Consider the following 17,226-nt stretch of genomic DNA (forward strand, 5'->3'; position numbering starts at 1 on the left):
TGTAAAGGGAAAAGTGACGGTCTTCGGATTGGTTTCCGGAGCGATTGAAAATGACTCTCGTTGCCCTCTCGCTGCATCTCGCCGGCGCGACCGTACTGCTGCTCTACGCGGTGCATCTCGTCCGCAGCGGCGTCGAGAACGCCTATGGCACGTCGTTGACGCGTGTGCTTGCAAGGGGAGGGGAGCGACGCATTTACGCCGCCGCGAGCGGCACGGTCCTTGCAGTCCTGTTGCAAAGCTCGACCGCCGTGGCAATGCTCGCCTCCGGTCTTTCGGCGAGCGGCTATCTTACCCTGAACACCAGCCTTGCCGTCCTGCTGGGAGCGGATCTCGGCTCGGCGCTGGTGGTTCGTGTTCTTTCGTTCGACCTGGGTTGGCTGTCGCCGCTCCTGCTTGCGGCCGGCGGGCTGCTTTACCTGAAGGGCAGAAGCGACAAGCCCCGCGAACTCGGCCGCATGCTGCTCGGCATCGGCTTCGTCCTCATGTCGCTGAAGCTTATCGGCGAGGCGACCTTGCCGTTGAAGCAGAGCGACGTGTTGCCCGCCGTCGTCGGCTATCTCGCGAAGGACCAGGTGACGGCCTTCGCGGCTGCGATGCTCTTCACCTGGATCGTGCATTCGAGCGTCGCGGTCCTGATCCTCATCCTCGGTTTTGCCGCACAGGGACTTTTGCCGGTCGAGGCAGGCCTGCCGCTGATCCTCGGAGCCAATCTCGGCAGCGGGTTGATCGCCATGTGGCTGACGCGCGGGTTTTCAGCCGAGGCGCGGCGCGTCGCCGCCGGCAATCTCCTCTTCCGGGCTTTCGGCGCCGCGATCGCCTTGCTGGTGATCGGCCCCTTGTCGGCAGAACTTCAACATCTTGGCGCTACCCCGGCGGAGCAGCTCGTTCATTTCCATCTGGCCTTCAACGCCTGCCTCGTGATCGTTTGCCTGCCGCTTTCGCAGCTTGCCGCCAGCGCCGTAACGTCGCTCATCAAATCGGATCTCAAGAGCTCCGAAGACAGCGACACACTTGCGCGACGAATCAGCGCGCTCGACCAGGCTCTGCTCGACAGCCCCGACGCGGCCCTCGCCGCCGCGACGCGCGAGGTGCTGTTCATGGGCGAAGTGGTCGAGCGGATGCTTTGTCCGGTGATGGAGCTTCTGGAGCATCCGAGCCCGGCGAAGATCGAGGAAATCCGCCGGCTCGACGGATATGTCAACCGCGCCCACCGCGACATCAAGCTCTATCTCGCAGCAATCCATCGCGGCGTGCTCGACGAGCGTCAGTCGCGGCGGGGTGTAGAACTCATCGACATCGCCATCAATCTCGAACATGCCGGCGACATCGTATCCAAGACCCTGGTCGAAATCGCCCGCGACAAGCTGGAGAACGGCAACAACTTCTCCGACGAGGGCTGGACCGAGCTCAAGGCGCTTCACGCCAGCGTGCGCGACAACATGCGTCTCGCATTCAACCTGCTGGTGTCGGATGACCCGGCGATGGCGCGAAAGCTCGTCCGGGAGAAGGAGCGGGTACGCGCGCTCGTGCGGGAAAGTCACGAACGGCATCTGGCGAGATTGCGGGCAGGGCGCGCGGAAAGCGTCGAGTCCAGCAACATGCACCTCGAAGTCGCGCGGGCACTCAAGGAGGTGAACTCCCTCCTGGCCACGCTCGCCTATCCGATCTTGAAGCAGCGAGGGGATCTGCTCGAGAGCCGGCTTGCGCTCGTCAAAGGGTGATAAGCTAAATCGATGTATCGATATGAAATATCGATTTTACAGATACATTCGAGATCGCCATCCTCGCCCTGTCCCGGCAGTTCTCAAAGGAGAGAAACCAGATGCCCGCAGATGCAAAGACGAATGACGTTCTCGAAGCGCCGAGATTGGGTGAGCCGTACCTGCTGACGCCTGGACCGCTGACCACCGCCTTTTCCATAAAGGAGGCGATGCTGCGCGACTGGGGGTCATGGGACGGTGACTTCCGGGGCATGACGGCCGAGTTGCGTCGCGAACTGCTTGCGATTGCCGGAGACGAGAGCGGCCAATACGATTGCGTCCCCATGCAGGGCAGCGGCTCCTTCTCCGTGGAAGCCATGCTCGGCAGCTTCATTCCCCGCGACGGCAAGGTTCTGGTGCTGATGAACGGAGCCTACGGTCAGCGCATCGCCCAGACGCTCAACTATCTCGGCCGTGCTCACGTCTCGATCGACAAGGGCGACTATATGCCCCCGCGCGGCAGCGAGGTTGCGGCCGCTCTCGATGCAGATCCGGCAATCACCCATGTCGTGGTCGTCCATTGCGAGACGAGTTCGGGCATTCTCAATCCTCTCGAGGAGATTTCGGAGGCAGTCTACAGCCGCGGCCGCAAGCTGCTGGTCGACAGCATGAGCGCCTTCGGCGCAGTGCCCGCAGGTGTCGGTGATTTCCGCTACGAGGCGATCGTTTCCTCCGCCAACAAATGCATCGAAGGCGTTCCGGGTTTCGGCTTTGTGATCGCGCGAAAATCGGAACTGGAGGCTGCGAAGGACCGCAGCCATTCCTTGAGTCTCGACGTCCATGCGCAATGGGCCTACATGAACAAGACGGGCCAATGGCGCTTTACTCCGCCGACCCATGTCGTCGCCGCCTTTCTCGCGGCGCTGCGGCTGCATCGCAAGGAAGGCGGCGTTGCCGGACGCGGCGCGCGTTACGCGAACAACCGCGACGTCATGGTCGCCGGCATGCGCCAGCTCGGCTTCGAGACACTGCTTGGTGACGAATGGCTCTCGCCCATTATCGTGACCTTCTTCAGCCCCGCCCATCCGAACTTCAGTTTCGAGCGCTTCTACGAACTGATGAAGGCGAGGGGCTTCATCATCTATCCGGGCAAGCTCACCGTCGTCGACAGCTTCCGGATCGGCTGCATCGGCCAGATGGACTCGCATGTGATGCAAAAGGTGGTCGCCGCCGCCGCCGAGAGCCTCGCGGAGATGAGGGTCGACACCGCCACCCCGCCGGCGCTCGCGCTCGCCGAGCGCGCCCGCCTCGCCGCCTGACCGATCACCCCTCCAGGAGCACAACAATGAACCAGATGTCCAAGATTTCGGTGACGGTGAATGGCCGCCGCTATCCATGGCCCCGCGTGCCGGCAATTGCGGTCTGCCTCGACGGATGCGAGCCGGCCTATCTCGACGCAGCGATCGACGCCGGGCTGATGCCCACGCTGAAACGCATCAAGGAACGGGGCGCCGTGCGGCTGGCGCACAGCGTCATCCCGAGCTTTACCAATCCCAACAATCTCTCGATCGCAACCGGCAGCCCGCCGGCGGTGCACGGAATTTGCGGGAACTACCTCTACGAGCCGTCGACGGGCGAAGAGGTGATGATGAATGATCCGAAGTTTCTGCGCGCGCCCACCATTTTCCAGGCTTTCTATGATGCAGGCGCCCGGGTCGCGGTCGTCACGGCGAAGGACAAGCTGCGGGCGCTGCTCGGAAAAGGGCTCCGTTTCGACGAAGAACGCGCCGTCTGCTTCTCGTCCGAAAAATCGGACAAGGCGACCCGCGCGGAGCACGGAATCGACAATGCTTCCGCCTGGCTCGGCCGGCCGGTTCCCGAGGTCTATTCGGCAGCGCTTTCGGAATTCGTCTTCGCTGCGGGCGTCAAGCTGCTCAGGAAGTTTCGTCCCGACATCATGTATCTGACGACGACCGACTATGTTCAGCACAAATATGCTCCCGGCGTCCCGGAAGCCAATTCCTTCTACGAAATGTTCGACCGATATCTCGCCGAACTGGACGGGCTCGGAGCAGCCATCGTGGTCACCGCCGATCACGGCATGAAGCCGAAGCACAAGGCGGACGGCTCACCCGACGTCATCTATGTTCAGGACCTGCTCGACGAATGGCTGGGCAAGGATGCAGCCCGCGTCATCCTGCCGATCACCGACCCCTATGTCGTGCATCACGGCGCGCTCGGGTCCTTTGCCACCGCCTATCTTCCGGACGGATGCGACCGCAGCAAGATCATGGCAAGGCTGAAAGCGATCCAAGGCATCGACGTCGTGCTCGACCGCGAGGAGGCGTGCCGGCGCTTCGAGCTGCCGGAAGACCGCATCGGCGACATCGTACTCGTCTCATCCGAAAACAAGACGCTCGGCACCAGCGAGCACCGGCACGACCTGGCCGCACTCGACGAGCCGTTGCGCTCCCATGGCGGGCTGACCGAGCAGGAGGTTCCCTTCATCGTCAACCGCGTGCTGCCGGAACTCCCGAACGCGCCCCGGCTGCGCAATTTCGATGCGTTTTTCTACGCGGTCACGGCGGCGGCCGAGGCCGGTGCGGAGGGCGGGCTATGACGAAAGCGGAGGTCAGAATCGCGGTGCGCCACGAACCGATGCGAATAGCCGGTCGCCTTGTCGACACGGACGACCGCGTAGAAGTCCGCTATCCCTGGAACGACACTGTCGTCGGCACCGTACCCGCCGGCCGCGCCGAACACGCAAGAGAGGCTTTTGCGATCGCGGCCGCCTATCAGCCGAAGCTCACGCGCTACGAGCGGCAGAAAATCCTGCTGGCGACCGCGGAGGCGCTGGCCGCCCGCAAGGAGGAGATTTCCGACGTCATCACGCTGGAACTCGGCATCTCGAAGGCGGACTCGCTCTATGAAGTCGGGCGCGCCTTCGATGTCTTTACCCTTGCCGGCCAGATGTGCATCCGCGACGACGGCGAGATCTTCTCCTGCGACCTCACGCCCCACGGAAAGGCGCGCAAGATTTTTACGATGCGCGAGCCCCTGACCGCAATTTCGGCGATCACCCCGTTCAATCACCCGTTGAACATGGTGGCGCACAAGGTCGCGCCGGCGATTGCGACCAACAACTGCGTGGTGGTGAAGCCGACCGAGCTCACGCCGATGACGGCGCTGCTGCTCGCCGACATTCTTTACGAGGCCGGCCTGCCGCCGGAAATGCTTTCGGTCGTCACCGGCTGGCCTGCCGATATCGGCATGGAAATGATCACCAACCCGCATGTCGATCTCGTCACCTTCACGGGCAGCGTTCCTGTCGGGAAACTGATCGCCGCCAATGCGCACTACAAACGCCAGGTACTCGAACTCGGCGGCAACGACCCGTTGATCATCCTCAACGACCTGTCCGACGACGACCTCGCCAGGGCCGCCGACCTTGCGGTAGCCGGGGCCACGAAGAATTCCGGCCAGCGCTGCACGGCGGTCAAACGCATTCTCTGCCAGGAGAGCGTCGCGGACCGTTTCGTGCCGATGGTTCTCGAACGGGCAAAACGCTTGCGTTTCGGGGACCCGATGGATCGCTCTACCGATCTCGGGACCGTCATTCACGAAAAGGCGGCGGCACTTTTCGAAGAGAGGGTGATGCGTGCGGCGGAGGAAGGGGCCGACATTCTCTACCATCCCGGGAGAAGCGGCGCGCTCCTGCCACCGATCGTCGTCGATCGGGTGCCGCATCAGTCGGACCTCGTGCTGGAGGAGACCTTCGGTCCGATCGTTCCGATCGTGCGGGTTCCCGACGACGATGACGCAACGATCACCCTGTCGAACTCCACGGCCTTCGGCCTCTCCTCCGGCGTCTGCACCAATGATTACCGCAGGATGCAGAAATACATAGCCGGGCTGAAGGTCGGAACGGTCAACATCTGGGAAGTGCCCGGCTATCGCATAGAAATGTCGCCCTTCGGCGGAATCAAGGACTCCGGAAACGGCTACAAGGAAGGCGTGATCGAGGCGATGAAAAGCTTCACCAACGTCAAGACTTTCTCGCTCCCTTGGCCGTAAGGAAACTTGCCCCCGAGTAGTACTAGGGCATGTTCATATCTGCTCCTCTGGCGGGAGCCGTTGCCATGGGGAGAAACCGGCTTCCAGTTATGCGGTCTGCCGACGGCATCGCTTGGGAGAGGTGAAGGTCAAGCCGCTTGTCGTCTCCCCCTTGTGGGGGAGATGGCCGGCAGGCCAGAGGGGGTTAAACCCAAACTCTGCATGCTGCCGCAGACGAATTTGCCGCGAGCATACCCTGCAGCACTCCGAAGATGCAGTCATACGACTGCGTCACGTAGTCCTGATGGGCGAGCAGGAGAGCAGACCCCCTCTGGCCTGCCGGCCATCTCCCCCACAAGGGGGGAGAATACCTGCGGCGGGCCCTCGCTCCCGCTTCTGCGTTCTGCCCGTGGCATCGTTTTGGGCATGCGAAGGTCAAACCGTTTATCGTCTGCCCCAAGGCAATGGTCCCGCGGGAGGGTCAGATGTGTATATGCCCTAGTCCAGTAGTAGAGGAAGGGAGCGGCCCGATGGCCGCTCCTTTCGTCTCGAGACCCTGCGCGAAGCTATATAAGCTGGAACAATACTTATATAAAATAAATAGATTTTACTTATCGATCTATCCCCCGCAGATTTCCCAGGCAGGGCGGATTTCAGGGCGCGCAAGTCGCCGTTGCCGCCGCAAGAGCTTGCCAATTCGAATGCCAACAAAAAGGGGAATTAGCATGCCGTTTTCAAAGATCTTCCTGGGTGCGGCGACTGCCCTCATCCTCGCATCTTCCGCCGCCTATGCCGAAACCGAGCTCACGGTCTACACGTCCATCGAAGCGGTCGACCTCGACCGTTACAAGGAGACATTCGAAAAGGCCCACCCCGACATCAAGATCAACTGGGTCCGCGACTCCACCGGCGTCATGACGGCCAAGCTTCTGGCGGAGAAAGACAATCCGCAGGCCGACGTGGTCTGGGGCGTGGCTGCGACATCGCTGCTGCTGCTGAAGTTAGAGGGCATGCTCGAACCTTATTCTCCGAAGAACGTAGAGGCACTCGACCCGAGATTCGTGGACGGCGACAAGCCGCCGAGCTGGGTAGGGATGGACGCATATGTGGCGGCTCTCTGTTACAATACCGTGGAGGCCGGGAAGCTCGGCCTGACGCCGCCAACCAGCTGGAAGGATCTCACGAAGCCCGAATACAAGGGCCATGTCGTGATGCCCAACCCCAATTCCTCCGGCACAGGCTTCCTCGACGTCTCCGCCTGGCTTCAGACGTTCGGCGAAGAGGAAGCCTGGTCTTTCATGGACGCTCTGCACGAGAACATCGCCGCCTATACTCATTCGGGCTCCAAGCCTTGCAAGATGGCGGCATCAGGCGAAACCGTCATAGGCGTATCCTTCGAATTCCCGGGCGCCAAGGCCAAGACGTCGGGCGCGCCCATCGATATCATCTTTCCTTCCGAAGGATCGGGTTGGGAAGCCGAGGCCACGGCGATCATCGCCGGGACGGCCAATCTCGAGGCGGCGAAAACGCTGGTCGACTGGTCGATCAGCAAGGAAGCCAACGAGATGTACAATGTCGGCTATGCCGTCGTGGCTTATCCCGGGGTCGCAAAGCCGATCGAGAACCTTCCCGACGACGTCGCCGACAAGATGATCAAGAACGACTTCGAGTGGGCCGCAAACAACCGCTCCCGCATTCTGAAGGAATGGCAGAAGCGTTACGACGCGAAATCCGAGCCCAAGTCCTGATCCGCATGCATCTCCCGGGAACGTTCGGCGCTTGGCCACGAGCGTTCCCGTCAAGTCTCATCGAATGCATATTGCCAAGGAGCTTGCGGATGAAACATGCAACAGCCCCCGCGGAGCCGGCCATGCCCGCCTCCGCTACCCGTCAGATCGAAGGACGGCCATTCCTCGAAATCGGCGGCCTCTGGAAGGCCTATGGCGATTTCGTCGCGCTGCGCGACATCGACCTTCAGGTGAAGGAGGGCGAGTTCATCTGTTTCCTCGGACCTTCCGGCTGCGGAAAGACCACGCTACTGCGGGCCATCGCCGGCCTCGACATCCAGTCGCGGGGCACCATTTGCCAAGGCGGGCAGGATATTTCGAGGTTGCCGCCGGCGCAGCGGGACTATGGCATCGTCTTTCAGTCCTATGCGCTCTTCCCGAATCTTACCATCGAGAAGAACATCGCCTTCGGGCTCGAGAATATCGGCCGCCCGCGGCGCGAAATCGCCTCACGCGTTTCTGAGCTTCTGGAGCTCGTCGGTTTGAGCAGCCAGGGCCGGAAATACCCGGCCCAGCTATCCGGCGGACAGCAGCAGCGCGTGGCTCTTGCCCGCGCCATGGCGATCTCGCCGGGCCTGCTGCTTCTCGACGAGCCCCTGTCGGCGCTCGACGCCAAGGTGCGCGTGCATCTGAGACACGAGATCAAGGAGCTGCAGCGCAAGCTCGGCGTCACCACGATCATGGTCACGCACGATCAGGAAGAGGCGCTCTCCATGGCCGACCGCATCGTCGTCATGAACCAAGGCGGCATCGAACAGGTAGGTACGCCGACCGAGATCTATCGCCACCCGAAGACACTCTTCGTCGCCGACTTCATCGGAGAGACCAATCAGTTCCCCGCAACGGTCGGGAAGGGGGCGCAGGTCGAGATCGGGCACACGCGATTTGCCTGTGCCGAGCACCGGCTGCCATCAGGTGCATCGGTCGTGGCCGCTGTCCGGCCGGCCGATATCATCCCGCACGGCGCCGCCGCCCATCGGGCGACCGGGCTCGATGCCGTGGGCAATGCGGACAATCTCATCGACGCGCATGTGGAGGATATGGAGTTTCTCGGCATGTTCTGGCGCACACGGCTCTCGGCCCCGCGCCTGAAAGAGAAGGCGCTCGTGGCGGACTTCTCGACGAACGCGGTTCGCCGCCTGAGCATCGAGATCGGCAGCGCCATCCAGGTCGAAATCCCGCAGGAACGCCTGCTCCTTTTTGCAAAGGCCTGACGCGAATGACGCTTGCTGTCGATTTCCTTCCGCCCGGCCGAGCCGTTCGCCAGCAAATTTCCGGCGATGACTGGCTCAAACGCGCAGTCATGCTCGTCGTCGGCATCTATCTGGTTGTTGCACTTGCGCTACCGCTCTTCGTGATGCTGTCGAAGTCGTTCTCCACCTACACGTTCGATCTCCACCGGTTCGAGTTCCAGGTGAGCGACCAAAGCGGGCAGGGGTGGAGCGATCCCGTTACCGCCGCGGCGCTCAATGCCGCCGTCGCCGCCTTCCCGGAAAGCGACCTCAAGGCCAGCGCCGACGGGCGGCTGCAGGCGGCGAAGCTTTTCCCGGATTTCAGCTTCCGCAGCCCGGTCAGATATCGCATCCGCGGCACGAGCGACGAGACGCACTTCCTTGCCGGTTCGCAGCTGGTGCGCGGTACCGAGTGGCAGGAATATGACAGCAACAATTTCCGCCGGGTGATGCTGCGGCCCTCGCGCTCGATCGGGCTCTCCAACTTCGCCGAGTATTTTTCAACGCCTTCTCTGGTCCGTTCGATCAAGAATTCGGTGACGATGGCGCTGATCAGCACCGCAGTCACGCTCGTCGTCGCTTTTGGGCTGGCCTATGCCCTGAACAGGAGCCGGATGCCGGGGAAGGGGCTGTTCAAGCTCATCGTCACGATCCCGATCCTCGTTCCGTCCCTCTTGCCGGGCATCGCGCTCGTGTACCTGTTCGGCAACCAGGGCGTCTTCAGGGATCTGCTGCTCGGCCATTCGATCTATGGGCCGCTCGGCATCGTCGTGGGCTCGGTATTCTTCACGCTGCCGCACGCCTTTCTGATCATATCGACGGCGCTCTCGGTCGCCGACGCCCGTCACTACGAGGCGGCGACGTCGCTTCGCGCAAGCAAGTGGCGGACCTTCTGGACGGTGACCGTGCCCGGCGCCCGATACGGTTTGATCTCCGCCGCCTTCGTCGTCTTCACGCTGGTCATAACCGATTTCGGCCTGCCCAAGGTCATCGGCGGGCAATATGGCATGCTTGCCGTCGATATCTACAAGCAGGTCATCGGCCAGCAAAATTTCGAAATGGGCGCCGTCGTCTCGGTCATTCTGCTCGTTCCGGCATTTCTGGCCTTCGCGGTGGATCGCCTGACACAGCGCCGGCAAGTGGCCCTGCTGTCTGCGCGCGCCGTACCCTATGAGCCGAAACCGCGGCGCGGCTTCGATGCGGCATGCTTTGCTTTCTGCACGCTGGTCGCAGTCTTCGTGCTCGGCATGATCGGCATGTGCCAGGTCGCGGCGCTCGTGAAGTTCTGGCCCTACGATCTCAGCCTGTCGCTGCGCAACTATGCCTTCGATCTCATGGATGGCGGCGGCTGGGACTCCTATTACAATTCGATCCGGCTCGCTCTCATGACGGCTGTCATCGGCTCACTGATCGTGTTCACCGGCGCCTACATGGTCGAAAAGACCAAGGGATTCGGCATCGGCCGGGCGACATTCCATATGCTCGCCATGCTTCCGATGGCCGTACCGGGCATGGTGCTGGGTCTTGCCTATATCTTCTTCTTCAACAGTGCCGCAAACCCGCTTCACGGCATCTACGGCACGATGACCATCCTGGTGCTGTGCACGGTCACGCATTTCTACACCGTCGCCCATCTGACGGCGCTCACTGCGCTGAAGCAGCTGGACCCGGAATTCGAGGCGGTGGCGGGTTCTCTGAAGATTCCTTTCTACAAGCTCTTCTTCCGGGTCACACTGCCGGTTTGCCTCCCTGCCGTGCTGGAGATCGCGATCTATCTCTTCGTCAACGCCATGACGACTGTCTCGGCGGTCGTGTTCCTCTATGCCACGGACACCAAGCTCGCCTCGGTTGCGATCCTGAACATGGACGATGCGGGCGACATAGCCCCGGCGGCCGCGATGGGCATGATGATCTTCTACACCAATGTCGCGGCAAAACTTCTTCACGCGTTTGTATCGCGGCTTCTTCTTGCCCGCACACAGGGCTGGCGGCGTGTATCGCAGAGTGCAGCGGCTACCGTTCCGCACTGACCGCCGAGCCGGCTAACGTGACGTCACCCCCGCCTTTGTGGGGGTGACAAGTCGAAGTTTCCAATCTCATTATTTCGGGTGGGGCTGACGGGCAGGCGCACGCCTTGCGTGCGGGGTGGAAAATTGGCAGCTGCAGAACGGCACAGCCGTAAATGCGCACAATCGTCAGAGAGGGAAGCTTACGATGCCGAACCCTAGCCAGACCAGCGACAATTGGTGGATCAACGATCAGACGCCGGATAACCCTTACGGCAAGAGCGAGGACTATGAGTCTTTTCTCGACTACCTTGGTGCGTTGCCCCGCAGCCTCACGCCGGAACTGGCCGCGGGAACGCTGAGGATCAACGTTTACGAGCTCAACGATCACCCCGAGTACAAGGCCGCCGCGATCGGCGCCCTGCAGATGTGGGCGTCCGTCACCCCTTTGAAATTCGAGATCGTCGACGACGCACCGTTCGACAGCACGACGGACTGGATGGAGGTCGTCAGCCCCGAGCTCGGCGAGGAGGACGATGGCAGCGCCTATTCGAGCAACCGCTATGTCAGCATCGGTCAGCGTTTCCACGACACGGAACCCAATAAGACGGATATCGGCGGCTATGTCTTCGATTCCTTCATCCATGAGTTCGGCCATGAATTCGGGCTGAACCATCCCGGGCTCTACAATTACAGCGGTCCCGGCGGCGTGCAGATCAACTATCTGAACAATGCGACCTGGACCTATGATCGCCAGCAATACAGCGTCATGTCCTATTTCGATGGGATCGATGTCGGGGAAACCAGCCGCTGGTCTGCCTCGACCCCGCTCATGGCCGACATCGAGGCCATCATTCGTCGCTTTTTCTCAACCGTCGACGAGAATGGAGTGCGTACCTATCAGCACATCGACCTCAACACAGGGAACAATGTCTACGGCTTCGGGAGCACGCAGTACGGCTACCAATTGACCTCCTCCGGCATGCAGCACGACATCGGTTTTGCCATTCATGACACCGGCGGGGCCGACACGATCGACTTCTCCGGCTCCACCGCGGGTACGATCCTCGACTTGCGCGCCGGACAGTTCTCCAGTGTCAACGGTCACAGCAATAATGTGTCGATCTTCGCCGGACACAATGCGGATGCGGCCGACTATTACATCGAGAACGGGATCGGCAGCAGGTTTGACGACATCCTGATCGGCAATGACGGCGCCAACACCCTGGACGGCCGCAGCGGCGGCGACCGCATGGCTGGCAACGGCGGCGACGATACTTATTTCGTCGATTCGCTGGAGGACATCGTGCGTGAGGAGGCCAATGGCGGCAACGACACGGTCATCCTCCTGTCCAGGAACCTGAAAATCAGGAAAATCGCCAACGTCGAAAACATCATCTATGCCGACGAGTCGGCGACCCAGCCGGGCGGCGGCAGCGCGTCCCCGCCCAACGCCGGGGACAACACGATGACCAGCATCATCTTCGGCGGCAACGGAAATGATACGCTCGACGGCGGCGCCGGCGACGACACGATTTTCGGCCAGGGAGGAGACGACCTGATCATCGGCGGCCGCGACTCGCTCGCCAGCCGCGACATCAACAACACGATCGATGTCGAGGATCTTGAAGACCAGACCGAAAGCGACGATGGCAACGATACGCTCTACGGCGGCGGCGGCAACGACACCATTCTGGGCGGCCAAGGCAACGATATTCTCGACGGGGGCGCCGGCGACGATATGCTGAGCGGCCAGGACGGCGTGGACATATTCAGGGGCGGGGCAGGCGTCGATACTGTAGATTTCAGCAAGGAGAGCCCTTTCCAACTGCTCGTCAACCTTGCCACGAATGTCGCCAGCGGCGGCACCGCCTCGGGCGACACTTTCTACAGCATCGAAAACCTGATCGGTTCCGATGACCGCATCGACCGCTTCATCGGCACAACCGCCGCAAATCATTTCTGGGGCCAAGGCGGCGGTGATTATTTCAATGGCGGCGGCGGCAATGACATTCTGGATGGCGGCAACGATGGCGACATCCTGTATGGCGAAGCCGGCAACGACACCGTCATCGGTGGCGCCGGTCAGGACTATCTGGATGGTGGTTCCGGTATCGACACGGTCGTCTACGCGGGCAGCCCGGACGGCGTGACGATCGATCTTGCCAACGGCACGGCCAGCGGCGGCGACGGTGATGGTCCGGTGCAAATCGTCGGCCGAGGCGCAGTTATCCGGCACGATATTCTCGTCGGCTTTGAAAATGCCGTCGGTTCATCATTCGATGACCATCTCATCGGCAATGCCCTGGCCAATGAGCTCTCGGGCGGTGCTGGCGACGACACGCTGACCGGCGGCGGCGGCGCCGACAGATTGAACGGCGGCGCCGGCAGCGACACGGCGGACTACGCTGACGCGACGAGCGGCGTGAGGCTCAGTCTCGCTGGAGGCAAGTCCGGCGGAGATACATATGTCTCCATCGAAAATCTTGCGGGCTCGGGATTTGGCGACCGACTGACCGGCAACGGCGCAGCCAATGTGTTGACCGGCCAAGGCGGAAACGACACGATCGACGGCGGCCGCGGTGACGACACCCTGCTCGGCGATTTTGCCTATCAGGGGGACGCGCCGCCACGTCCGGGCATGGGAAGCGGCTACGCCACGCTTGGACCGGACGCGGCGAACAACTCGATCGCAGCCGCGTTCGACATTTCCAACAACTTCTCCCTGACCAGCGACCCCGACATCTTCGATTCGACAACGATCCTACATACGACCGTCAACGCCACCGGAAACGGCCAGGGCGGGTACTACAAGATCGATCTGGCGGCCGGTACGGTCATTACGATCGACATTGACGGAATTGCCGATCCGAATGTCCATGACAGCTGGGTCAGGCTGCTCGACAGTGCCGGCAACATCGTCGCTCAGAACGATGACGGCGGCGGCGACCCCGGCTCTACAAGCAACCGCGATTCGAGCCTGGTATTCGTGGCTCAGGAGACCGGCACCTATTACATACTGGAAGGCAGCTGGTCACCGACGGCGCCGGGCGATGGCTGGGCGGAAGCCGTGCCGGCTGGCTCGACATATGAGTTGAACGTATCGGTCGAGTTCCCCCCTCAGCCGGCCCAGCCGGGTGTTGCGGGATCCGACACGCTCATTGGCGGCGGAGGCAGCGATCTGCTGGACGGCGGTCTGGCGGCCGACACGCTCACCGGCGGCGCGGGAGAGGATACATTCCGCTTCTCGACGGCGCTTGGAAACGGCAATGTCGACTGGATCAAGGACTTCAATGTCATCGACGACACGATCCTGCTGGACAACCTCATCTTCGAGAGCGTGGGGGGCGAAGGCGCTCTCGCCCTGGGTGCATTTTACGGGAGTGCGGGGGGCGTCGCCCATGACGCCGACGACCGCATCATCTACGATGCCGATAGCGGCGTCTTGTCCTATGACGCCGATGGCGCCGGAGAAATCGCGGCGATTCAATATGCGCAGCTGAGCACAAATCTGAAGCTTTCGGCGGCCGACTTCATTATTATCTAACCCGACAGTAGATGGGGCGCTTCCAGGCGCCCCATCTACGGCGTCGTGCATCCTTTCGAATTACAAGCCGAGCGGTAGTGCCGCTACCGTAGGGGTTTCGCGGGGCGTCCATGGGAGAGTGTGTGATGAAGCGCCCGACCGACCGCCGCACAGTATTGATGACCGTCGGAGCTGCGGCCGTCGCCGCGGTCGCCGGGCCAGTCGCTGCACAATCGCCGGATATTCGCGGCGCAGTCACATTCGAGGGCGGCGCGGTCCCGGAAGGTCATCTAGAAATTTACCTCGAGGATCCTGCCATCCAGGACGAAGCGCGACGTCGCGCCACGGAAACGCGCATCAAAAGCGACGGCACGTCAACGTCGATAGCATTTTCCTTGTCTCCGCCCGTTAGCGTGAAGGCTTCGCCAACGTTGCGGATCGTTGCGCGCCTGGAGCGTGCGGATGGCTGGCTGGTCGCGCGTGGCAGCACACGGTTCGAAGCGGGTTCGCCTGTCTACGTCACGCTCAATGCAGTTATGTATTGAAGGGCCAAGACCAAAGGCTGATGATGACTGCAAGGAAGTTGCGCAAACCGTCTTATGTTCCATAACATGCGTTATCTGATTTTACCACTTATAGTTGCGGATTAAGGATGAAGTGCGACTTACGATAGATGCCAATGGACTATCATGCTCAGGAATGGCTCATGAGCGCACCTACTCCCAGATCGATATGGATGAACGTCGCAGGATCGCTCGCTGGCGATCGGCCGGCCTGAGCGCCCCGTCATCGCCGAGAAGCCCTGCCGGAGCGTCGTGCGAGGCGCAGGCCGAGGCATGCCCGACGGCGCTACGCCCGCCGCTTACACCGCAAAGTTGGAGTGTCCTGATCCTGCAAAGTAAGAACGTCACTCTCCCGGCGTTTTGACGTCGTGGGAGATTGCGGATGGGATTGATTGCGATGAGTAAGCGGGATCTGCAGCGGATCGAGGTTCTGTCGCAAGTGATCGAACTTGATTCAAAGCAAGTTGAGTGGAAGGATGTCCGGGCCTCAACGGTCGCTGGCGCCGCTCTACGAGGCGGTCGTCATCTGGAAATTCGGAGCGAAACATGGCTGCTGAGTCCCACGGCATAGACCTGCTGCCGGTTATCGCCCTGCTTGGAGCGGCCGTCGTCGCGGCTCCGCTTTTCAAGCGCATCGGACTCGGCTCTGTTCTCGGTTATCTCGCCGCCGGGATTGCCATCGGCCCCTTCGGGCTTCGGTTGCTCCAGGAGCCGTCATCCATTCTTCACGTCGCCGAATTGGGCGTGGTGATGTTCCTCTTCATCATCGGACTGGAGATGCGGCCCTCTCGCCTCTGGGGGCTTCGCCGCGAGATTTTCGGGCTCGGCATCGTACAGGTCGCCCTTTGCGCGATACTTCTGACGGGCGTCGGCGTTCTGACCGGCTTTCCGGTGGCCCCCTCCTTCGTCGCCGGCGCCGGCTTCGTGCTCACCTCGACTGCGATCGTCATGCAGTTGCTGGAGGAACGCCGGGAGATGGCGGCGCCGAAGGGGCAGCGCATCGTGTCGATTCTCCTCGTGGAGGATATGGCCATCGTGCCCTTGCTTGCGCTGGTCGCCTTCCTCGCACCGATCGTGCCCGGAAGCGTTGCCGCGTCCGGGGCGATCGACTGGCTTTCGATCGCGATCGGGCTTGTTACGATTGCAGGCCTCGTCCTCGCCGGGCGTTATCTGCTCAATCCGCTTTTCGGCCTCATTGCAAGCGTCGAAGCCAGGGAGGTGATGACGGCGGCAGCACTGATGGTCGTGCTCGGGTCGGCCTATGTCATGCAGCTCGGCGGTCTCTCCATGGCGATGGGCGCCTTCCTCGCTGGTGTCCTGCTGTCGGAGTCGACGTTCAGGCATCAGCTCGAGGCCGATGTCGAACCGTTCCGGGGCATTCTGCTCGGCCTTTTCTTTCTTGCGGTCGGGATGTCGCTCGATCTCGGCGTCATCGCCCGGAACTGGGCGATGATCCTGTTCTACGTGGCCGCCTACATGGTCGTGAAAGCCATCGTCATCTACCTTGTGGCGCGGCTCTTCAGGGCGTCCAATTGGGAGGCGATCGAGCGTGCGGTTTTCATGGCGCAGGGCGGCGAGTTCGCCTTCGTGCTCTATGCCGCGGCCCTCGGCACCGGCATCATCAGCGGCGAAGAGAACGCCATTCTGACGGCGATCATCATCGTATCGATGATGGTGACGCCGCTGCTGATCGCGGCGCTGCGTCTCGTGGAAAGGAACATTCCGCTCTCGACGGACGGCGTGGAGCGGCCCGAGAACCTCAGCGGCAATGTCCTGATCATCGGTTTCGGCCGTGTCGGCCAGATCGTGAGTCAGGTCCTTCTGACACGAGGTCACGTCATCTCCATCATCGATACCGACGTGGAGATGATCAACACCGCGCACGAATTCGATTTCAAGATCTATTACGGTGATGGCAAGCGCCTCGACATCCTCCATGCGGCGGGCGCCGAGCGCGCCAGTGCGATCGTGGTCTGCGTGGACAAGGCGGACGACGCCACGAAAATCGTCGAGCTCATCAAGGCCGAGTTCCCTCTCATCCCGGTTCTCGCGCGTGCCTCTGACCGGCGGCACGCGCTGGATCTCATCACCGCGGGCGCCGATTTCCACATCCGTGAGACGTTCGAATCCTCGCTGGTTCTCGGGCAGAAAGCACTGGAGGCGTTGGGAGCGGATCTGCCGGAGGTCGCCGAAATCATCGAGAAGGTTCGGCAGCGGGACGAGAAGCGGCTCGAGCTCGAATTGGTCGGCGGCCTCTATGCCGGGCGGCCGCTCTTCAGCGGCAAATTGGAGCCGGTGGAGGCCGTGCCGCCCGGCGGTTCGGCGTGAACGAAGCAGAGGCAGCGTCGAAGCCGCGATC

The 17,226-nt window shown here is 61.8% G+C and carries 10 protein-coding genes; all 10 read left to right on the forward strand.

The window, feature by feature from the left end; genetic code table 11:
* Window positions 1-50: 50 nt before the first annotated feature.
* The 10 genes from PZL22_RS01125 (at window position 51) to PZL22_RS01170 (ending at window position 17,195) form a co-directional block, all read left to right on the forward strand.
* Window positions 51-1,721, forward strand: coding sequence for a Na/Pi cotransporter family protein (locus PZL22_RS01125; RefSeq protein ID WP_004434725.1), 1,671 nt, complete (start codon window positions 51-53; stop codon window positions 1,719-1,721).
* Between the two features lie 101 nt (window positions 1,722-1,822).
* Window positions 1,823-3,019, forward strand: coding sequence for a 2-aminoethylphosphonate--pyruvate transaminase (locus PZL22_RS01130; RefSeq protein ID WP_004434724.1), 1,197 nt, complete (start codon window positions 1,823-1,825; stop codon window positions 3,017-3,019).
* A 26-nt stretch (window positions 3,020-3,045) separates the two neighbouring features.
* The gene (gene phnA, locus PZL22_RS01135; protein ID WP_004434723.1) at window positions 3,046-4,320 is read left to right on the forward strand and encodes a phosphonoacetate hydrolase; all 1,275 of its coding nucleotides are present in this window, start codon (window positions 3,046-3,048) and stop codon (window positions 4,318-4,320) included.
* A complete protein-coding gene (gene phnY / locus PZL22_RS01140; protein ID WP_127598507.1) occupies window positions 4,317-5,774 on the forward strand; it encodes a phosphonoacetaldehyde dehydrogenase in 1,458 nt (485 codons plus the stop codon). Before phnA ends, phnY begins: the two co-directional genes overlap by 4 nt.
* A 704-nt stretch (window positions 5,775-6,478) precedes the next feature.
* On the forward strand, window positions 6,479-7,501 hold the full coding sequence (locus tag PZL22_RS01145) for a putative 2-aminoethylphosphonate ABC transporter substrate-binding protein (protein ID WP_127597558.1): 1,023 nt from the start codon (window positions 6,479-6,481) through the stop codon (window positions 7,499-7,501).
* An 89-nt stretch (window positions 7,502-7,590) separates the two neighbouring features.
* On the forward strand, window positions 7,591-8,754 hold the full coding sequence (locus PZL22_RS01150) for a putative 2-aminoethylphosphonate ABC transporter ATP-binding protein (protein ID WP_013850625.1): 1,164 nt from the start codon (window positions 7,591-7,593) through the stop codon (window positions 8,752-8,754).
* Between the two features lie 5 nt (window positions 8,755-8,759).
* Complete coding sequence (locus PZL22_RS01155) at window positions 8,760-10,802, forward strand: putative 2-aminoethylphosphonate ABC transporter permease subunit (RefSeq protein WP_127597556.1); 2,043 nt, start codon at window positions 8,760-8,762, stop codon at window positions 10,800-10,802.
* 184 nt (window positions 10,803-10,986) lie between these two features.
* Window positions 10,987-14,325, forward strand: coding sequence for a M10 family metallopeptidase C-terminal domain-containing protein (locus PZL22_RS01160; protein WP_127597554.1), 3,339 nt, complete (start codon window positions 10,987-10,989; stop codon window positions 14,323-14,325).
* A gap of 125 nt (window positions 14,326-14,450) precedes the next feature.
* Complete coding sequence (locus PZL22_RS01165) at window positions 14,451-14,849, forward strand: hypothetical protein (RefSeq protein ID WP_004434712.1); 399 nt, start codon at window positions 14,451-14,453, stop codon at window positions 14,847-14,849.
* Window positions 14,850-15,413: 564 nt separating this feature from the next.
* Window positions 15,414-17,195, forward strand: coding sequence for a monovalent cation:proton antiporter-2 (CPA2) family protein (locus PZL22_RS01170; protein WP_284718410.1), 1,782 nt, complete (start codon window positions 15,414-15,416; stop codon window positions 17,193-17,195).
* The last annotated feature ends 31 nt before the right edge of the window (window positions 17,196-17,226 follow it).

The organism is Ensifer meliloti, assembly GCF_030064585.1.
In the GTDB taxonomy this organism is placed as follows: Bacteria; Pseudomonadota; Alphaproteobacteria; order Rhizobiales; family Rhizobiaceae; genus Sinorhizobium; species Sinorhizobium meliloti.